The sequence below is a fragment of the Methanotorris formicicus Mc-S-70 genome, from assembly GCF_000243455.1.
Taxonomy (GTDB): Archaea; AGJL01; Methanococci; order Methanococcales; family Methanococcaceae; genus Methanotorris; species Methanotorris formicicus.
This window is the reverse complement of record NZ_AGJL01000014.1, coordinates 1-18,776: the sequence shown is the minus strand read 5'-3', so window position 1 is coordinate 18,776 and position 18,776 is coordinate 1. Positions and strand designations below refer to the sequence as shown.

Sequence of the window (18,776 nt, the reverse complement as noted above, 5' to 3'; positions counted from 1 at the left end):
ATTATGGAAAAAGTATTGGAAGTTAAACATCTGAAAAAATACTTTCCTATAAAGGGATTGTTCTCTACAAAAGGATTTGTTAAGGCAGTTGATGACATAAGCTTTGATATATATAGAGGAGAGACGTTTGGATTAGTTGGGGAGAGTGGTTGTGGTAAAACAACAACTGGAAGGGCAATTCTTTGTTTAATAGAGCCAAGTGCTGGGGAGATACTATTTAAAGGCAAAGATGTGGTGAAACTTAAAGGCAATGAGCTAAAATGGTTTAGAAGGAAAGCTCAAATAATGTTTCAAGACCCATACTCATCTCTAAACCCAAGACAGACGGTCTTTCAAATCATCATGGAGCCAGTTAGATTTCATGGTATTGAGGTAGACAATCCAGAAGAGTTTGTTATAAATCTATTGGAGAGTGTTGGTTTGAATGAGAGCCATCTTTATAGATATCCACATGAGTTCAGTGGAGGACAAAGGCAGAGGATTTCTTTGGCAAGGATTTTGGCATTAAAACCAGAGTTCATTGTGCTTGATGAACCAACGTCTGCGTTGGATGTTTCAGTTCAGGCAAATATCTTAAACATCCTCAAGGATTTACAGAAAGAGTATGGATTTGCATATCTCTTTATCTCACACGATTTGGCTGTTGTTAAGTATATGAGCCATAGAATGGGTGTTATGTATCTTGGAAAGCTCGTTGAGCTTGGTTCTTCAGAGAGTATCTTTGAAAATCCTCTCCACCCATACACCCAGATGCTCCTCTCCTCCATTCCAGTTCCAAACCCAGAAATTGCTAAAGAACTTAAAGCAAAACGTAAGATTGTTAAAGGAGAGCCACCAAGTCCAATTAATCCTCCAAGTGGTTGTAGGTTTCATCCAAGATGTCCTTATGTAAAAGACATCTGCAGAGAGAAAGAACCTCCAATGATTGAAGTTGAGAAAAACCACTACGTTGCTTGCTGGCTTTATGCTAAATATTAAAGGATTTTTTAAATCCGTTATCAATCTCAAGGAGTTGAGTGTATATGATATCTTTTCCCTTCTCATTAAAAATTTGGTTGCCTTTAATTTCAATTTTATAGTAGAGGTAGTATTTTGCAGTTATTTTTATGCTGTTTATGTCTTCTGGATTTTTAATGTCAAGGATTTTTCTTAATATAGCTAAGGATAACATTGTCTCCCTATTTTCTTTTGCAAGATCTTCTTCTCTCTTTATATGTCTTAAAAATCCTACAGGAATGCCTATAAATCTAAATATGTTCCATCTTCTCATATGTTTTAATCTTGCATTCAATCTCTCTCCAGATTGTTCATAAACTTCAACAAATAATTTTTTTAAAAATTCTTCCAATTCATTCTCTTTTAATAATATTGGGAGATGATTTTTAGCAGTTTTTGGTAAATCTCTGTCTATTGGTTTAATTAGTGCTGAGACCCTCTCAATCTTCTCAAGCTTCTTTGAAAAATAGGCATCTATCATATATTCTTTCCCATTAACCTCAAAAACTAAGTATGGAACGTAAAGCATCATAATTCTACCTCATCTAACTATATATGGAAATTATTTATCAAACTCTATCTTTTTAATTAATTCCCAGATATTCTCATCCAATACATGCATCTCCGTTCGTGAGAATGTATATAAATAGTTGTTTATAAATAAAGCTCTCAATACTACTCCTTTATGTTCATCATCATTAACCATCTCAATCTCTCCATTACTCACTTTGAAGATGTATGCATGGTTATGAACTGGAATGAAGAAGATTTTATACTTCTCATCCCATAAAAAGGCATGATAGTCTCTTAAAGATAGATGTTGTTTGTCATCTTATTTCTAAATCTCCAGTTCCCAATTGTTGTTGCCACTCTTAAATGGTTGTTAAATTCATCCATGGCGAAGTTGTTTAAGAGATGCCCGCTAACCTTTCCACTCTTAACTTCAAAAGTTTTTAAGTCAATTTTAACTATTCCAGTAAATTCATAATCCTCCCAATGTCTTTCTAAATAATCTTCAAAGTCATTTTCTATTTCTTTCATTAAATTATGTCTCTTTTCAGATGGAAGGGAATTTAAATATCTTTGAATGGTTTCAGTAACCTCAATATACTTTGCCCCTTTGATTTTACTATTTCAAATGTATAATGGACTTATTTTTAACAATCTTAATAATACTAATTAGATAATTTTATATCGAAAGTAATATAAATTAAAAATTATTAATACTAAAATGTGATTAATACTGATTATAATATTATTGTGGATGAGGCCTTATGGCTGACACCGAGACGGGTTAAAGGTTCCGACCCCCAAAATAGGGCACCACTATTATTTTTTAATGTTTAGAAAATTTAAAATTAATCTGCCTAAATATCAAATTCTCCCTTAATAATCCTCTCTTTTAATTCTTCAGCAAGTTTTAATGCTCTCTCTCTATCAGATTGCCTGCATGTTATTGGAATATCTAATATACTACCTAATTTCATCTGATATATCCCATAAGGACAACTTGTTGCACAAACTCCACATCCAAAGCAATCTTCATTAGGTAACCTTCTCCCACCTAAATGCTCCACCCTTCTTACTGCCTTTGTTGGACACAACTCCTCAACTATGCAAAAATCACAATTTCTACACCTATATACATTAACATGAGGTCTTAAATCAACATCTTTCCAAACCTCTGAATATTTCCCAACATCCACAATATTCCTACCAATGACATTTGTCAATGGCAAGTCAATATATTCATCAAGTTTCTTTAAATACTCCTTATGCTTCTCATCCACCTCTATTGGAATTGCTATAGTGTTGAATACCTCCGATCCTGCTGAGGTTATAAAACCACCTAAATAGTAGGCATCCATATTATGCATATCTGCAGAAATCATGATGTTTGGTTTTTCCTTAGAGTGTCTTGTTCCAAATCCTAATATAACACCTTCAGAACCATTCAACAAAATCTTCTTACCAACAAGTTCCTTCTCATCCACGTGCATATTTTGTAGTGGGTTTATTTCCCCACAACCTGAGAATGATGCCTCTCCTTTTCTCAAAAACTTTCTATGGAATATTGTTTTTATTGGTTCATCTCCAAGGTTTGTAACTGCAACGTAGTTTTTAAATGCCATTCTTGTTCCAATCATCCTTGCAGTTGGAATCTCCTCAAGAGTTATTTCATTTGTGTATATTTTTCCATCACATTCAACCTTTACCTCAACTTCCTTCCCTCTCACCAAATCCTTAAACAAAAATCCTCCTCCATAATCCTCACTATGTTCTGTTCCAAAAACAACCACATCCACACTGCCAAGATATTCGTTTGGACATGGTCCTGGGAAACTCTTAATGCCATTTAAATATACCTTCTCTGCTTTTCTAAACTTGTCTTTCATAGGGATGTGAAAGATTGCCATTGTTCCAGACATTATACCGCATGTTGCTGCTGTGACAATATCTATTTCATCTATTTTATCTTCCTCATTATTCCTTATCATCTTTTTTAACTCATCTATTGTAACCACTATCTTATCCATAGATTCACCTTTTTATTTTTATAATGCAAACGACTATACTCTAAGTCCCAACTTCTCCATCCATAAGCAAACCTTGCAGATATCTCCTGAACTTGGTTCTCCACAAATCTTGCATGTTTTTACTTCCATTTTAATATCCAAGTGCTTAATTAATTTTTCAAAGCCACTTACAATTGAATGCCTTGTTCCTGGATGGCTGTCTTCAAGTTTGTCAATAATCTCACTTATTTCTGCCCTATATGAGATTGATGAGTAAGGACAAGGTTCTTTTTGATACTTTAATCCAACTAAATCAGCATACAACTGAACCTCTTCCTCCGGGATGTATTTTAGGGGCCTTATCCTCTTCACCAAAAGCGGATGCTCTGCATCTTTACCCAATCTAACAAGTTTTTCTATAGATCCATCTATATAGTTCATCATTATTGCCTGAGATATGTCATCCAAGTTGTGCCCTATGGCTAAATAATTACATCCCTCTTTTAATGCATATTTGTTTAATAATTTCCTCCTCATTACACCACAAAAGGAACATGGATTTAAAGTTATATTTTTTTCTCTTGCAATCTTCACAATATCATCAAGGGTAATCCCAAGTTCTTCTTTAAGTGGGATGATTTTGTATTTTATGTCGTATCTTTCACAAAATTCTATAACAAATTTTCTCGCTACTTCTCTAAACCCCTTTATACCCTCATCTACAAAAAATACGACAATCTCTGAATTTGGGATTGTTTCAAAGAATTTATTTAATATGTATGTCATAACCACACTATCCTTTCCTCCACTCAATCCAACGCCTATTTTCATATTGTTTTTTATGATTTTTTTGCCGAGAGATTTTCTCACCTTTCTTTCAACATCCTTTATAAAACACTCTTTGCATAAATATAGACCAGAGTATTTTTGATGATATATTGCCTTACTTCCACATTTACTGCATTTCATCATACTCTACCCCATAATTTTTCAATTACACAAAAATACTACATTTATTTATTTGCATTATCCAAATAAAATTAAAGATATAATATTCTTTATTTAAAATTCCCAATTTATGATCTTTCGGAAATCTTATTGCAAATTATAAATATCTAAACAGTGTTAAATGTATATTATAATACTTATGTCTTACGATAAAGTAGAAATTATGGTCGTTCCTATTAGGATAATTTCAATTATAATTGTTTGTGAATTTTAGGAATTTATTTATATATCCGTTTTAAATGTTGTATTTGCCTTAAATTTTGAAATAGGTTAATTATATCAATTCTAACGCAAAACCATGTCAACAAAACATAATAATTTAAATTTATGATGTCTATTGTAGATAAAAAACCCTCTGAAGTTTTAGAATCCCTTGTTAACAAATTTAACATAAATCTAGTTGGTAAAAAAGAAGAAAAGTTTGAAGTGGTAGTATGGTAAACGTTGAGAGAATCAGTATATCATTTTCAAAATTTCTTTTAAAAGAAATAGATGATGTAGTTAAGAAGAAAGGATACTCAAGTAGGAGTGAATTAATTAGGGATGCAGTGAGAAAACACATCTTAGAGAGTAATTCATTAGATAAGGATGGAAATATTAGCGGAATTATTATTGTAGTATACACTCCAACAAAGGAGTCGATGGAAAAGATGAGTAAATTGTATTTTAAATATAATGATGTGGTTAAATCATTAAATCAATCTTATATAACAACATCATGTGGTAAAAATAAGAAAGTAGAGATTTTTGTTGTTGAAGGGGATGCAAAGGAAATATCTGAATTTTATGAAGAGATTTCAAAGATTGATGGAAAGATTTATGATAAAGTCGTTATATTTTAACCTAACTTTTGTTATGGGTTAAAAATTACATTCAAAAATTCCTACGATTCTTTTATTATTTCATAAAAATTATATCTTCAATCTTTAACAAAAAAATAATTATTATCTATTTTTTTAAGTTAAAATGGTCAAAAATCTTTTTATATTATTAAATACTGCATATTATTTGTCAATAAAAATAAATATGGTGAAAAAATGACAAAAGTTGCAATTTTAAGGTGCGACAGTGCGGCAAAGACTTGCCCTGCAGTAGGTTGTGTGACAGCAGCATTAAACAAGAAAGACACATTTAAGGACTATGAGGATGTTGAGTTCTTAACCATGATAACATGTGATGGATGTCCAGGAAGATTAGGATTGAATCAAATAAAACAACTAATAGAAAAGCATGGATTGGAAGTTGTTCACTTTGCAACCTGCATGGATGCACTTAAACCAAAATGCAGGTATGTCGAAGAAATGAAGGGGGAGATTGAAAAGATGGGGGCAAAAGTTGTAATTGGTTCTCACTTCTAAATCAAAACTTTAATCTTTTATTTCTTAGATAAATTTGGATATTTAAATTGGTGGTATTTATGAAAATAATGAGATATAGAATTGAAGTCGACCAAGATAAGTGTCTTGGTTATGAAGAATGCGGGCTATGTGTTAAAGCATGTGAAGAAAATATTCTAATTCCAGACCCAGAAACTAAAAAGGTTAAGGTTAATAAAGAAAAAGAAGTTTATTGCGATGGAATAGGAACATGTTTAGATGTATGCCCAGTAGATGCAATAAAAATAACAAAAGAAGAAATTGAAGTTGATGAACACCAACATTCAGGACATAAATGTCCTGGTTCAATGGCAATGACATTGAAAAGGGAAAAATCAGAAGAAGATAATGATGTAGAAATAAGTTCAGAGTTAATGAATTGGCCTATACAACTTCATCTATTGAATCCAACTGCCCCATACTTCAAAAATGCCGAACTTATTATTGCAGCGGACTGTGTTCCATTCGCCTATGCTAATTTCCACAAAAAATTCTTAAAAGAAAAGGTTTTGGCTATTGGATGTCCCAAATTGGATGACACTTCTGGATATATGGAGAAAATAAGAGCAATTGTTAAATTAAACAACATAAAAAAGGTTGATGTTGTAATAATGAGCGTTCCTTGCTGTCATAGCATGTATAACTTAGTAAAAAAGGCACTTGAGGGGATTGATTGTGAAATAAAAAAGCATGTTATTTCAATTGATGGAAAAGTGTTAGAGTAATACTAAAACTAAAATTATTCATAATAATTATATCTAACATCTCCATGGCTGTAAATACTAATTGTCCAAATTTCTAAAAAAAGATGGTCAAAAACCTATTTATATGATAGAAAAAGAAAAAATTAATTGTAAAGTGCAATCTAAAATGCTCTCGTAAAGGATTGGCTTACAATTAAAAAATTTAATAGGTGAAAATATGGAATACACTCCAAGACCAACAAATATGTTCTGTTTCCAATGCCAAGAGGCTGCAAGAAATGAAGGATGTACAGTAGTGGGGGTTTGTGGGAAGAAAGATAATGTAGCAAACCTTCAAGATTTATTGGTTTATACTATAAAAGGTTTATGCTATGCATGTAATAAGGGTAACTACTTAGATGATGAAGTTATGGAATACATACCAAAGGCATTATTTGTAACAATCACAAATGTCAATTTTGACGATAAAGATGTAATAGATTGGATAAAGAAAGGAGTCACTTTGAGGGAAAAAGTTATTGAAAAAACCAATTTAAATAAAGAAGAACTTCCTCACTGTGCAACATGGAATTATGAAAATGATAATGACATAATAGAATTATCAAAAGCAAAAGAAGTTAGTGTATTAGCAGAGGATAATGAAGATATAAGGTCTTTAAAAGAACTTATAACTTATGGGATTAAGGGAATTGGTGCCTATTTAAGCCATGCAATGCATCTCGGCTATAACAATGAAGAAATCCATAAGTTTATAGTTAGAGCAATGACAAAACTTGTTGATAGTAAAGATGCTGATGAACTCTTTAACTTAGCAATGGAAACAGGAAAATATGCAGTAGAAACATTAGCATTATTAGACAAAGCAAACACTGAAACTTATGGACATCCAGAAATAACTGAAGTTAACTTAGGAGTTAGAGACAGACCAGGAATTATTGATTAGTGGTCATGACTTAAAGGACTTAGAGCAGTTATTAGAGCAAAGTAAAGATGCAGGAGTTGATGTTTATACACACTCTGAGATGTTACCTGCCCATTATTATCCATTCTTTAAGAAATATGAACACTTTGTAGGAAACTATGGAGGTTCATGGCCATTCCAAAAAGAGGAGTTTGAGAAATTCAACGGTCCAATAGTTATGACAACAAATTGTTTAGTTCCACCAAAAGACTCATACAAAGATAGAGTTTATGTAACAAATGAAGTTGGCTATCCTGGATTGAAGAGAATTCCTGTAAGAGAAGATGGAACTAAGGACTTCTCAGAAGTTATTGAACACGCTAAAAAGTGTAAACCACCAACACCACTTGAAGAAGGAAAAATCGTTGGAGGATTCGCTCATAATCAAGTTTTAGCATTGGCAGATAAGATAGTTGAAGCCGTTAAAAGCGGAAAGATAAGAAAATTCGTTGTAATGGCTGGATGTGATGGAAGACACAAGACAAGAGAATACTACACTGAATTTGCTAAGAAATTACCAAAAGACACAGTTATATTGACATGTGGATGTGCAAAATACAGATTCATTAAATTAGATTTAGGAGACATTGATGGAATTCCAAGAGTATTAGATGCTGGGCAGTGTAATGATAGTTATTCATTAGCAGTAGTTGCATTGAAGTTAAAAGAAGTTCTTGGGTTAGAGGACATAAATGAACTCCCAATCGCTTACAACATTGCATGGTATGAGCAAAAGGCAGTTACTGTCTTATTAGCATTGCTCTACTTAGGAGTTAAGAATATAGCATTAGGTCCAACAATACCAGCATTCCTATCACCAAATGTGGTGAAAGTATTGGTTGAGAAGTTTGGAATCTCAACAATCTCAACAGTTGATGAAGATATCAAAAAATTAGTTGGATAAATTTCCTACATCTATTAAATCTTTCTCTTAATACTTTATAACCAATTTTTTAAGAATTTTGAGGTGATATAAATGATAGAAAAAGTTTATGAATTTAAAAAAGATGCTATAACAAAGGTTGTTGAAAAAATTGTCAATACCGAGCATGTTCAAATCAACCATATTATATTGCCAAAAGGAGAGCAAATGCCTAAACACTATTCAAACTCTTACGTACATTTGATAATTATCAAAGGAGAGATGACTTTAACCTTAGAAGACCAAGAACCACACAACTACAAAGAAGGAACTATTGTATATGTCCCATTTAATGTAAAGATGCTCATTCAAAACTTAAATTCTGATATATTGGAGTTCTTTGTAGTAAAAGCTCCACATCCAAAGAAATTAAATGCTCCTGAAGAGGCTATAAAGTGCGAATAAACTAAAAATTGAATGAGTACGATGAAGTAATTACATTTTAATATTTTTTCATATTAATTATATCACAAATCTAAATTAAAATATTATTTGGTTTAATTTTTAGTTTATGGTGAAAATATGGAAGTAAAAGAATTAATGGAAAAAATCATCTATAATAAAATAAAACTCTTACTAATATGTAAGTTTAAATCAATCGAGGAATATAAAAATAAATTATATGATGATATTGCTGTTAGTCAAATGAAGGATGTTGAAGCGTTATATGAAAAATACCTAATGTATATTGGGGAAAAACCAAAAATAAATGTTGAATTGAGTGGGGATATAAAAGAAATATTAAGAGAAACTATTGAATTGGAGAAAAAACTTATAAAAGAGAGTGGAATGACCTTTGGAATTAGACAGACAACAATACACTGCCTTACAAGTGATGAAAAATTCTATTTCTACTTAAAATAAAATCAAAACTATTTTTTATTATTTTATTGATTAAAAACTTTGAGGTGAGATTATGATGATTGATGCCCACACCCATTTAGATGTTAGGAGTTTTGAAGATTTAGAAAAAATGGCATTGAGTGGGATTGAAACAATCATAACCTGCTCTCATGACCCATACAAAATGAGCGTTCCAGAAGTTTATTTAGACCATTGGGATAGATTGATTAATTTAGAAGTAAAAAGAGGAAAAATGGCTGGTGTAGAGGTTAAAGTTGCATTGGGAGTTCATCCTATGGGTTATCCAAAGAATTGGGAGGTTTTAATAAAAAAACTTCCTGAATTTTTAGAAAATGAGAATGTCGTTGCTATTGGGGAGACAGGATTGCACTACTTAAATGAGGATGAGAAAAAACTTTTAAGAGAGCAATTGATTTTAGCTAAAGATTACAACATGCCGATAATAGTCCATACACCAGAGAAAAACAAAAAAGAGGCATTAATTGAAATCCTAAAAATTTTAGATGAGGTTAAAATAAAAGATAATTTAGTTATGATTGACCACATAAACAAAGAGACGGTAGATTTAATTGATAGGGATGTTTACGTTGGTTTAACTGTCCAACCATCAATGAAAATAAGCCATGAAGAAGCGGCAGAGATAATAAAAAATTATAACAAAAAATTTATTTTAAGCAGTGATTTGGGGAGTTTGAAGGCAGATATCTATGCATTACCAAGAACTAAGTTATATATGAAAAAAATTGGTGTTGAAGAAGAGAAAATAATTGATTCAGTTTATAAGAACGCAAAGGAATTCTATAGGTTATAAGGGAGAATATGAAGGTTTTATTTGTTTGTATCCACAATAAAAGAAGAAGTGTAATGGCAGAGGCGTTTGCAAAGAAATTTGGTTTAAATGCCTTCAGTGCGGGAGTTGAGAAAACAGATGGCATTGATGAGAAAGTTGTTGAGGTTTTAAGGGAAAAGAATTTAGAGGCAAAAGAAAAGCCCCAAACAATAGATGAGGTTGTTAAAAAGTTAAGGAGTTTGATGTAGTTGTTACAATGGGATGTTTAAACTCTTGCCCTTTCGTTCCAGCAAAAAAACATATAAGTTGGAATATTGAAGACCCAAAAGGAAAAGATATTGAAGTTTATAGAAAAGTTAGAGATGAGATGAAGAGAAGGTTAGAGAACTTGCAAATTCCTTAAAAGATATTAGTCCAATTTATTTAATTAATTATTGCAGGTGAATATTATGAAAGCAGTATTTATCTATCACGAAGGAAATAATAGGATGGAAAAATTCTATAAAAATTTGTTAAATGAATCGGATTTTTGTAAGATTTGCGAGGATTGCTATAACTGCAGAGGAGATTGGAGTTTTAAGGACGATGTAAAAAATGTTGTTGTAAAGGAGGCTAAGGAGGAATTCATAGATGACCCTTACGAATACCTCCCAGAACTTCCAGAGGGAGATGTTTGCATTGCTCAACTGCATGAGGATTTATTGTATGAACTCCCATTGTTATTAAAAGAAAAAAATTATAAAGGTTTAATAGTTCCTTCTGAAACTCCACATGATTTATCTCCTGCACTGAGGAGAGATTTAAAGAGAATTTGCAAAGAATATAATATAGAATTTGAAAATCCAAAACCATTCTGCTCATTGGAGAAAAAAGAGGGAAATGAAACCATCAACAAATTTATCGATTACTTCAGAATAGGAAAGCCAGAATTGGAGATAGAGGTTGAAGGGCACACTATTAAAGATGTTAAAGTTAAAATCTCTGCCCCTTGTGGAGAAACCTACTATATTGCAAAGAGAATAAAAAACAAAGAAATTAAAGGTTTAAAAGAGGAGATTGCCAATGCCCATCACAACTACCCATGCTTAGGAAGTATGGAGTATGATAAGGAGTTGGAGGATACCATCCTACATGAGGCGGGATATATTGCAATTGAAAGCATAAAAAAGGCACTAAACAAATACAAATGCGAAAATAAATTTTGTTCTGGAAATTGTGGAAGATTAATCTAAATTTCAAAATAAAAAGTAATTAAAAATAAATAAAAGAAAAAAAATTAAGATAGAACTAAAAAATTATTCTTTTTTCAATTCTGTTATTTTTAATGATTTTTTAAGAACCTCTACATTTATCTCTCCATAGGTGTAGACCTTTCCTGTTCTCATATCGTTAATGGTTACTACAGCAGGAGCAAACATTCCTTTATCTATCTTATAGAAGTCATAGTTTGCTGCCTTAAATACTTCCATGAATGGCTTTCCATAATCATTTGATGTGCAGGATGGTAATGATTTGCATAAAGCCTCTATATCATCGTTTTCATCGCTCTCAATGTAGTAGAATGTTCTTCCTCCATATAAAACCATGTCGTTTGTTGCTCCCATCATTGCAAAGTCATCTCCAATAATTGGGGCAACTGGGGCAATTCCAGCAGCATATTTAACTTTTTTGACATCGAAATCTAAAACCTCCAACATCTTGTAGGTTCCATTTTCAACAACCCTACCACTAATTTGTATTGAACCAACTAATGAACTTGTTGGAGCAACTAATAAATAGACGTTTGATGGCTCTAAATTACATTGATTAGCAACATGTTCAGCAACTTCTTCATTTGGTAATGCACTTGCTTCTAAACAGAGAACAGCAACACCTGCATTATCCTCATATCCTATCTCTTCGTATGTTTCTTTTGGTTTTTTTGCCAATGCTCTTGCAGGACCTGAACCCATTGCAAAGTATTTTCCAACTTTAATAGCCCATCCTGCTTTTTGAGCACCTAATGTAGCAATTGCTGGGTGGGATGTTTTTATCTTAACTTGAGGTAAGTTAAAGCCACCACAACTACATGGACTTAATGAAATACCTACGTGGGCTAATCCACCCAAACAGATTTTTGTAAATAACTTTCCTGCCTCCCAACTTCCAGGTACGTTAACCCCACAATCTAAAACAGTAGATCCATTTTCCAATTTCTTAACTTCAATATTTAATTCTTCTGCATTTTCCATCATCCTTTTAACAATTTCAAAAGATTTTAAGTTTACACTCAACATCCTTCCACCTAAAAAATTTTATTCCTCTTAGACAACACTCTTTTATAGCATTTTTATAATTTTTATAATTTTTGATTTGAATTCAGGGAAAAAATATATTAAATCATTTAAAACAATAATAAGGAATCTTAAGTAACAGTATGGATTACTCAAAACATCAACGTTAGTGAAAATATGGATGTATTGGTAATGGCAGGAGGAAAAGGAACTCGTATGGGATATGTAGAGAAGCCATTGGTGGAGATAAATGGTAAGTTTATGATAGATTATATTATTGAGACACTTACACAATCCAATATTGAAAAAATATTTGTTGCAGTATCCAAAAACACACCAAAAACAGAACAATATCTAAAAGAAAAATATAGAGATATAGTTTTAATAAAAACTTCTGGAAATGGATATGTTGAGGATTTAAATGAGGCAATAAAATATTTTTCATCACCTTTTTTGGTTGTTTCATCCGATATTCCTACAATTAAACCGAAAACTATTAATAATATTATAAATTACTACCTAAACATTAGGGGTATTAATAATAAAGTAGAGGCTTTATGTGTAATGGTAAAAAAAGACAACTATCTTGGAAATCCTACAATGGAGTTGGATGGGTATATTCCAGCAGGAATTAATATCATAAGTCCAAAATATGGGGAGCAGATAGAGGAAGTTATGGTGGTTGATGAAGTATTAATAAACGTAAATACTTGGGAGGATAAAATACTTGCTGAAAAATTATTAAAACAATTAAGTAAATATAGGGAGATATGTCCTTAGAATACAATGTAAACACAACTAAGGTGGAAATTATGAAGATACCAGTTAGAGCATTATTTGGAAGATCTATTGTTGGAAATTTAGGAAGTATTATTGGAACAGTTGAGGACATAATCATTGATGAAGAAACTGGTAAGGTTGTTTCATTGAATGTTGAACCTTCACCACAAAGTCCAATCCCCCCAAGTGATGAGAACTACACATTAATCCCATTTAAGATTGTAAATGCTATAAAGGATGTTGTTGTAATAGATGAATCGAAGATAAACAAAAAGGCATAAGATTATTTTTATATCTTTTAGTTATGATTTACTTTTATTTTTATTTTTTGTATTTTTATGGTTAATGTAAAATTTGAATATTCAAATAAATATGGGTGGATAACATGGAATTTACAAAAATGCACGCCTTGGGAAATGATTATATTGTTATAAATGAGTTTGATGGGGAAGTTGTAAAAGAAGAAGATAAAGAAGAATTTTCCAAAAAAATTTGTAGAAGAGGGTTTTCAGTTGGGGCTGATGGAGTCATCTTTATCCAAAAGGCAACAAGTGATGAGTTTGATGTGAGGTTTAGAATCTTTAACAGTGATGGCTCTGAGGCAGAGATGTGTGGAAATGGGATTAGGTGTTTCTCAAAGTATGTATATGAGAGAGTTTTAAAGAAAAATCCTTTAAGGGTTGAGACCAAAGGCGGTTTAAGGATATCCGAAATGGAGATTGAAAATGATGAAGTTAAGAAAATAAAGGTCTATATGGGAACTCCAAAATTCAAATTAAAAGACATTCCAATGAAAATTGATGGATATGATGAAGATGATGGGTTTATAAATGGGGAGATTGAACTCAACAACCCATACCTAAAAAAGGTAAAATTGAGTGTTGTGAATGTGGGAAATCCACATGCAGTGATTTTTGTTGAAGATAACGGCATTGATTTAGATTTCGCAAGAAAGCATTTGGATGTTATTGGAAAAGAAATTGAATACCACAAAGTTTTCCCAGAGAGAATAAATGTGCATTTTGTTGAAGTTTTGAATGACGATGAAATAAAAATACTCACTTGGGAAAGGGGAGCGGGATATACAACAGCATGTGGAACTGGAACAACAAGTTCAGTTATTATAGCGAATAAACTTGGAAAAACAAAAAGCAAGGTTTTGGCTCATTTAGATGGTGGTGATTTAGAAATTGAGATTAAAGAAGATGGAGTTTATATGATTGGAGATGCAGTGATGGTTTATGATGGGAAGTTATTGAATATTGTTTGGTAATGAGTTGAAGTTTTTAATTAACCTATGGAAATTTTTTGTAATCTACCGTGTAAAATCCTTAAAAATACCTTCCATTTTCATATTTAAATCAATTCAAGATTTTCAGTATTTGTGGAATTTTATTATTTGGAAGGAGGGCTATGCTTCTTAGATAATTTAGAGTTTCTCTTCTATCATTCCTTCGATTTCTAAGTATTTCTTTCTTAATTTTTCCTTTGTTTCTTCATCTGTCTTCCACATTCCTCTTTCTATTGCTTCTAATAACCTTTCAGTTATATTTAATAAGGCATAAGGGTTATTTTCTTTAAAAAACTCCTCCATCTCTTTATCAAAAACATACTTCTCAGCAATTTTCTCATACATCCAATCGTCTATTATGTTTGATGTTGCATCCCATTGGAACATGTGGTCAACATACTTTGAGAAATCACTTGCCCCTTTGTATCCATGCTTCTTCATCCCTTCAATCCACTTTGGATTCATTATTTTTGTTCTAAATATTTGCTTTCCTTCTTCTTTCAAATGTTTTGTTTTTATCTTATTTGGGTTTGAAGTGTCTCCAATATAACTTTTTGGTTGCTTACCAGAGTAGTAAGTTACAGATGCAATCATCCCGCCGTGATAACTGTTGAAGTCATCCCCCTCAAAAATATCCCATTCTTGGCTATCTTCATTTTTAACAGTTAGTTCAATCTTTGAAAGCCTTTTAATAAATTCTTCCTTTGCCTCAATACCATAAATGTCCTTCCCATAAACATAGCCCCCCCATTCAACATAAACCTTTGCTAAATCCTCCAACGATTCCCAATTCTTCTCAGTTAATAAATCAGCAACTCCAGCCCCATAACATCCTGGCTTGCATCCGAATATTCTATATAAACTTGTCTCCCTTGCTATTTTCTCATCAATCCCCTTCTTTAATTTTTCCTCAACTTCCTGCTTGTAGTGCTTTTTTACATAATTCATCTCATCAGGTTCATCCAAATTTGCAACAGTCCTTATTGCCTCATCGATTAAATCAACAACCTGTGGAAAAGTATCTCTAAATAAACCACTAATCCTTAAAGTTACATCAATTCTCGGCCTTCCTAATTCTTCCAATGGAATAACCTCTATACCAACAACCCTCCCCATCTTATTCCAAACTGGCTTAACTCCGAGTAAATACAAAATCTCTCCAATGTCATCTCCCTTTGTCCTCATTGTAGGAGAACCCCAAACGATAATTCCTAAATACTCGGGATATTTGCCTTCTTCCTCCAAATACTTATTAATCAAATCATCAGATAATCTCTTTCCCATCTCATAGGCACTTTTTGTTGGTATCTCTTGGGGGTTGCATGAATAGAAGTTTCTTCCCGTAGGGAGGCAGTTTATATCCTTTGTTGGTGCCCCCGCTATTTTTGGTGGGACATATTTTCCTTCTAAGGCATTTACTGCATTTTCAATCTCTTCATTTACCCTCATTAAATTCCTATAGATTTTTGAAACGGTTTTTAAGATTTCTTTTAGTTCAGAGTTAAGTTTTATGGTTTTTAGTTCATCAATTTTGTTTTCATCAAAATTATATTCCATATATTCCTTTAGTAAATTTATTCCAATTTCATTTATCTTATCGATAATTTTGTGGTTCTTTCCTTTATTTTCATTTAATTTATCCCAATTATAACCTAAGACCTCCGCTAATTTCTCCAAATAATTGAATTGATATCTAATAATCATAAAGAGCATATTAACCAATTTCTCCCCTTTTAGAGGAATTCCCATTATATGCAATCCTTCATTTATCTGCCTATTTTTTAACTCCTCCAAATAATCGTGAATCCTATTCAATAGTTTTTCAAAGTTTTCTTCATTTATTTCCTCATCTATAACTTCCCCATCCATTAAATCCTCATCCAACTTTAATTCCTTAATTTTATCCAAAATCTCCTTCTTTAAAAATTCCTTCTTTTCTTTATTTTCAGTTTCATAGTATTCATCAATATTCTTCTCCAACTCCACCAAATCCCCATACAAATCAGATGTTGTCATTGGGGGGATTAAATGGCTTATTATTGTTGCATAGGCTCTTCTCTTTGCCTGAGTTCCCTCTCCTGGATTATTTACAATAAATGGATAGATGTTTGGCAACTCCATACAAATATCTGGATAGCAATTTCTTGATAAACCTGCCCCTTTCCCTGGAAGCCATTCTAAACTTCCATGTTTTCCTATATGCATCACTGCATCTGCTTTAAAAACCTCCTTAACCCATTTGTAAAAAGCAATATAGTAGTGTGTTGGTGGCATATCTGGGGAATGATAAATGGCGGAAGGATTTTCTCCAAAGCCCCTTGGTGATTGAACTGAGATGAAGATATTTCCATTTATTATTCCGGGGATTATTAAGGCATTATCAAAGTTCATAATCTCCCCTGGAATTGCCCCCCAATTTTTGATTAATTCTTCCTTCACTTTCTCAGATAATGAGTTGAACCATTTTTCATAATTTTCCTTCTTAACTTTCCCTACAGCCTTTTTTATAACTTCTTCTGTCAAAAATCTCTTATCATTTGTTGCATAATTTAGCATTTTTTTAATCAGTTCAGTTCCATTTTCATAGAGTTCATCAACAACAAAGCCTCTCTTTTTTAACTCCTTCAATATATTTAAGACGCTCTCAGGGCTATCCAATCCAAAAGCACTTGCTATTTTATCATTCCTTGGGGGATAGTTGTGGAAAATTATCGCTATCTTTTTTTCATCGTTTGGTTTTAACTTTAAATCTGCATATTTCAATGCCAAATCAACAATTTTCTCTGCTCTATCTTTTATTGCCTTATATTTTATAATTGGAACTCCAACATCACCATCTTTAACCTTTTTCTTCCCCCCTATTGGGAAATGTATTATTGCCCCATCAAATTCAGGCATGGCCATTCCAATGACCAAATCAATTGGATTTATCCCAGATATTGATTTTTCCCAATTCTCAATAAATCCAGTGCTTATAATCCCCTGCAAAATTGGGACATTCAACTCTTTCAAAAATTCTGGCTCATCCTTTAAGATATCTGCCTTAACTCCCATGGATAAGGTAAACATGGTTGTATTTATTAAGGCATGAATGAATGGTTTGCCATCTTTATAGAAAAATTTCTTAAACACTCCTAATGTCCCAATAGCCCCTAATTCATTTTTTAAATGGGATGTGAAAACTGCTATAGGTATTGCTCCTTTATCCTCAACAATTTCAATTAAATCGTTGAGATAATCGATATTGTTTGCAATAAACCAATTTCTGTAAAATAGGATGCCTATTATTGGTTTTCCATTTATTTCTTTACCAATTTCTTTTAAATAATCCAAATAATCATCCAAAGTTTCAAAGTATTTGTTTTTGTAATAGATTCCCTGCCATGGCATGGGCTTTGGTTCTTCATAGGGAATGTTTTTATCCCCAAACTTATTTGCCAAATATAATAAGAGGTTTTTGTAATTTTCAACCCCTTCATAACCCAAATATTTGATAACCTTTAGTTTAACTTCCTCACTCACTGTTGTTGCCTCATCCAAATCTGGATGAACTTCGTTTAATGTAGGGAGTGGGAGGAATGGAATGTTATATTTATCAACAAATGCCTTTAATTCATCAAAATATCTAAATGCACTTTTTCCTCCCATTAGTTTTGTAAATACAATGTTGGCATCTTTAATAAACTCTAAGAAATCCTTAAACTCCTCCTCGCCACATTTATAATCCAATATTTTAAATTCAATCCCATACTTTTTTACTTCTTTATATGCCTCTTCAAAAACCAAATCATCACTATCAACAGTTGAGACAAACCCTATTTTTATCATATTTTCACCATTCATATTAAGTTAAAAAACTTTCAAATGATTTTGATAAATTATACCATAATTCCCATCACAAATTTAAATATTTATTTAATTGAATTAACTTCATCTAACACTTTAAGATTATAAGCGATTGTGAAGAGTAGGAGCTTAACACTCAGCCCTTTCTTGCTTACAGCGTGAATATGCTTAGAAAACATCGCAACTAACTTTGAGAAGTTGGTCTCAATGCTTTTTCTCAACTTATTCAATATTTTATACTTTGTTCTCTCTATAAACGATTTAATCATGTTTTCGCTTGCGGTAGCAAGCGAGTAGCAAACTCGAAGAGTTTGCCTAATTTCTTTTTATCGCTTCGAAATAAACTTTCTGATAGTGTGATTTAACACTATTAAAATTAAGACCAAAAAATAGAAATAGGTAGTACTTAAATAACTCGTTAAAAAACGGTGAAACCTCCATGCTAGCAG

Annotated in this window: 21 protein-coding genes and 1 pseudogene; 14 read left to right on the top strand and 8 right to left on the bottom strand. The window is 32.1% G+C overall.

What is annotated here, in order from left to right; all coding sequences use genetic code 11:
* Positions 1–3 precede the first annotated feature (3 nt).
* Complete coding sequence (locus METFODRAFT_RS03600) at positions 4–978, top strand: ABC transporter ATP-binding protein (protein ID WP_007044179.1); 975 nt, start codon at positions 4–6, stop codon at positions 976–978.
* Here the strand turns inward: METFODRAFT_RS03600 and METFODRAFT_RS03595 are convergent.
* From METFODRAFT_RS03595 to METFODRAFT_RS03580, 5 genes are all read right to left on the bottom strand, one after another.
* Entirely contained in the window at positions 968–1,528 is a 561-nt protein-coding gene (locus METFODRAFT_RS03595) for a hypothetical protein (protein WP_007044178.1), read from the bottom strand. The genes METFODRAFT_RS03600 and METFODRAFT_RS03595 overlap by 11 nt on opposite strands.
* Before the next feature lie 30 nt (positions 1,529–1,558).
* Positions 1,559–1,756 (bottom strand): hypothetical protein, encoded by a 198-nt coding sequence (locus tag METFODRAFT_RS11410; protein ID WP_245528898.1) that lies wholly within the window; start codon positions 1,754–1,756, stop codon positions 1,559–1,561.
* Between the two features lie 47 nt (positions 1,757–1,803).
* Positions 1,804–2,037, bottom strand: a complete 234-nt coding sequence (locus METFODRAFT_RS11405; RefSeq protein WP_007044176.1) for a beta-propeller domain-containing protein — start codon at positions 2,035–2,037, stop codon at positions 1,804–1,806.
* Between the two features lie 326 nt (positions 2,038–2,363).
* Positions 2,364–3,533, bottom strand: a complete 1,170-nt coding sequence (locus tag METFODRAFT_RS03585) for a methanogenesis marker 16 metalloprotein (RefSeq protein ID WP_007044175.1) — start codon at positions 3,531–3,533, stop codon at positions 2,364–2,366.
* Between the two features lie 33 nt (positions 3,534–3,566).
* Positions 3,567–4,481, bottom strand: coding sequence for a TIGR00269 family protein (locus tag METFODRAFT_RS03580; RefSeq protein ID WP_007044174.1), 915 nt, complete (start codon positions 4,479–4,481; stop codon positions 3,567–3,569).
* 473 nt (positions 4,482–4,954) lie between these two features.
* Between METFODRAFT_RS03580 and METFODRAFT_RS03575 the strand changes: the two genes are divergently transcribed.
* The 10 genes and pseudogenes from METFODRAFT_RS03575 (at position 4,955) to METFODRAFT_RS03535 (ending at position 11,369) form a co-directional block, all read left to right on the top strand.
* Positions 4,955–5,362 carry a CopG family ribbon-helix-helix protein gene (locus METFODRAFT_RS03575; RefSeq protein ID WP_007044173.1) on the top strand — a complete coding sequence of 136 codons (408 nt, stop codon included), beginning with the start codon at positions 4,955–4,957 and terminating at the stop codon, positions 5,360–5,362.
* Between the two features lie 195 nt (positions 5,363–5,557).
* Positions 5,558–5,878 carry a CGGC domain-containing protein gene (locus METFODRAFT_RS03570; protein WP_007044172.1) on the top strand — a complete coding sequence of 107 codons (321 nt, stop codon included), beginning with the start codon at positions 5,558–5,560 and terminating at the stop codon, positions 5,876–5,878.
* 59 nt (positions 5,879–5,937) lie between these two features.
* Entirely contained in the window at positions 5,938–6,621 is a 684-nt protein-coding gene (locus METFODRAFT_RS03565; protein WP_007044171.1) for an ATP-binding protein, read from the top strand.
* 196 nt (positions 6,622–6,817) lie between these two features.
* Positions 6,818–8,465 (top strand): annotated as a pseudogene (hcp, locus tag METFODRAFT_RS03560) (hydroxylamine reductase).
* 72 nt (positions 8,466–8,537) lie between these two features.
* On the top strand, positions 8,538–8,888 hold the full coding sequence (locus METFODRAFT_RS03555; protein ID WP_007044168.1) for a cupin domain-containing protein: 351 nt from the start codon (positions 8,538–8,540) through the stop codon (positions 8,886–8,888).
* Positions 8,889–9,005: 117 nt separating this feature from the next.
* Positions 9,006–9,347 carry a hypothetical protein gene (locus METFODRAFT_RS03550; protein WP_007044167.1) on the top strand — a complete coding sequence of 114 codons (342 nt, stop codon included), beginning with the start codon at positions 9,006–9,008 and terminating at the stop codon, positions 9,345–9,347.
* Between the two features lie 55 nt (positions 9,348–9,402).
* Positions 9,403–10,158 (top strand): TatD family hydrolase, encoded by a 756-nt coding sequence (locus tag METFODRAFT_RS03545; protein WP_007044166.1) that lies wholly within the window; start codon positions 9,403–9,405, stop codon positions 10,156–10,158.
* 8 nt (positions 10,159–10,166) lie between these two features.
* Positions 10,167–10,385 (top strand): arsenate reductase/protein-tyrosine-phosphatase family protein, encoded by a 219-nt coding sequence (locus METFODRAFT_RS11765; RefSeq protein WP_007044165.1) that lies wholly within the window; start codon positions 10,167–10,169, stop codon positions 10,383–10,385.
* 8 nt (positions 10,386–10,393) lie between these two features.
* Complete coding sequence (locus METFODRAFT_RS11760) at positions 10,394–10,540, top strand: hypothetical protein (protein ID WP_007044164.1); 147 nt, start codon at positions 10,394–10,396, stop codon at positions 10,538–10,540.
* A 46-nt stretch (positions 10,541–10,586) separates the two neighbouring features.
* Positions 10,587–11,369 carry a DUF166 domain-containing protein gene (locus METFODRAFT_RS03535; protein ID WP_007044163.1) on the top strand — a complete coding sequence of 261 codons (783 nt, stop codon included), beginning with the start codon at positions 10,587–10,589 and terminating at the stop codon, positions 11,367–11,369.
* A 63-nt stretch (positions 11,370–11,432) separates the two neighbouring features.
* Here METFODRAFT_RS03535 and mch read toward each other — a convergent pair whose 3' ends face one another.
* Entirely contained in the window at positions 11,433–12,413 is a 981-nt protein-coding gene (mch, locus tag METFODRAFT_RS03530; RefSeq protein ID WP_007044162.1) for a methenyltetrahydromethanopterin cyclohydrolase, read from the bottom strand.
* Between the two features lie 174 nt (positions 12,414–12,587).
* Between mch and cobY the strand changes: the two genes are divergently transcribed.
* The 3 genes from cobY (at position 12,588) to dapF (ending at position 14,463) form a co-directional block, all read left to right on the top strand.
* Positions 12,588–13,190 (top strand): adenosylcobinamide-phosphate guanylyltransferase, encoded by a 603-nt coding sequence (gene cobY / locus METFODRAFT_RS03525; RefSeq protein ID WP_048115487.1) that lies wholly within the window; start codon positions 12,588–12,590, stop codon positions 13,188–13,190.
* A gap of 32 nt (positions 13,191–13,222) precedes the next feature.
* Entirely contained in the window at positions 13,223–13,471 is a 249-nt protein-coding gene (locus METFODRAFT_RS03520; RefSeq protein WP_048115484.1) for a PRC-barrel domain-containing protein, read from the top strand.
* A gap of 104 nt (positions 13,472–13,575) precedes the next feature.
* Entirely contained in the window at positions 13,576–14,463 is an 888-nt protein-coding gene (dapF, locus tag METFODRAFT_RS03515) for a diaminopimelate epimerase (RefSeq protein ID WP_007044159.1), read from the top strand.
* A 156-nt stretch (positions 14,464–14,619) separates the two neighbouring features.
* Here dapF and cobN read toward each other — a convergent pair whose 3' ends face one another.
* Together cobN and METFODRAFT_RS09955 are read right to left on the bottom strand one after the other, a co-directional pair.
* The gene (gene cobN, locus METFODRAFT_RS03510; protein ID WP_048115482.1) at positions 14,620–18,309 is read right to left on the bottom strand and encodes a cobaltochelatase subunit CobN; all 3,690 of its coding nucleotides are present in this window, start codon (positions 18,307–18,309) and stop codon (positions 14,620–14,622) included.
* 83 nt (positions 18,310–18,392) lie between these two features.
* Positions 18,393–18,596, bottom strand: coding sequence for a hypothetical protein (locus tag METFODRAFT_RS09955; protein ID WP_007043585.1), 204 nt, complete (start codon positions 18,594–18,596; stop codon positions 18,393–18,395).
* Between the last annotated feature and the right edge of the window lie 180 nt (positions 18,597–18,776).

Coding starts and splice junctions, on each gene's coding strand:
- METFODRAFT_RS03600 (WP_007044179.1), top strand. CDS start 4: ATGGAAAAAGTATTGGAAGTTAAACATCTGAAAAAATACTTTCCTATA.
- METFODRAFT_RS03595 (WP_007044178.1), bottom strand. CDS start 1,528: ATGATGCTTTACGTTCCATACTTAGTTTTTGAGGTTAATGGGAAAGAA.
- METFODRAFT_RS11405 (WP_007044176.1), bottom strand. CDS start 2,037: ATGAAAGAAATAGAAAATGACTTTGAAGATTATTTAGAAAGACATTGG.
- METFODRAFT_RS03585 (WP_007044175.1), bottom strand. CDS start 3,533: ATGGATAAGATAGTGGTTACAATAGATGAGTTAAAAAAGATGATAAGG.
- METFODRAFT_RS03580 (WP_007044174.1), bottom strand. CDS start 4,481: ATGAAATGCAGTAAATGTGGAAGTAAGGCAATATATCATCAAAAATAC.
- METFODRAFT_RS03575 (WP_007044173.1), top strand. CDS start 4,955: ATGGTAAACGTTGAGAGAATCAGTATATCATTTTCAAAATTTCTTTTA.
- METFODRAFT_RS03570 (WP_007044172.1), top strand. CDS start 5,558: ATGACAAAAGTTGCAATTTTAAGGTGCGACAGTGCGGCAAAGACTTGC.
- METFODRAFT_RS03565 (WP_007044171.1), top strand. CDS start 5,938: ATGAAAATAATGAGATATAGAATTGAAGTCGACCAAGATAAGTGTCTT.
- METFODRAFT_RS03555 (WP_007044168.1), top strand. CDS start 8,538: ATGATAGAAAAAGTTTATGAATTTAAAAAAGATGCTATAACAAAGGTT.
- METFODRAFT_RS03550 (WP_007044167.1), top strand. CDS start 9,006: ATGGAAGTAAAAGAATTAATGGAAAAAATCATCTATAATAAAATAAAA.
- METFODRAFT_RS03545 (WP_007044166.1), top strand. CDS start 9,403: ATGATTGATGCCCACACCCATTTAGATGTTAGGAGTTTTGAAGATTTA.
- METFODRAFT_RS11765 (WP_007044165.1), top strand. CDS start 10,167: ATGAAGGTTTTATTTGTTTGTATCCACAATAAAAGAAGAAGTGTAATG.
- METFODRAFT_RS11760 (WP_007044164.1), top strand. CDS start 10,394: ATGGGATGTTTAAACTCTTGCCCTTTCGTTCCAGCAAAAAAACATATA.
- METFODRAFT_RS03535 (WP_007044163.1), top strand. CDS start 10,587: ATGAAAGCAGTATTTATCTATCACGAAGGAAATAATAGGATGGAAAAA.
- mch (WP_007044162.1), bottom strand. CDS start 12,413: ATGTTGAGTGTAAACTTAAAATCTTTTGAAATTGTTAAAAGGATGATG.
- cobY (WP_048115487.1), top strand. CDS start 12,588: ATGGATGTATTGGTAATGGCAGGAGGAAAAGGAACTCGTATGGGATAT.
- METFODRAFT_RS03520 (WP_048115484.1), top strand. CDS start 13,223: ATGAAGATACCAGTTAGAGCATTATTTGGAAGATCTATTGTTGGAAAT.
- dapF (WP_007044159.1), top strand. CDS start 13,576: ATGGAATTTACAAAAATGCACGCCTTGGGAAATGATTATATTGTTATA.
- cobN (WP_048115482.1), bottom strand. CDS start 18,309: ATGATAAAAATAGGGTTTGTCTCAACTGTTGATAGTGATGATTTGGTT.
- METFODRAFT_RS09955 (WP_007043585.1), bottom strand. CDS start 18,596: ATGATTAAATCGTTTATAGAGAGAACAAAGTATAAAATATTGAATAAG.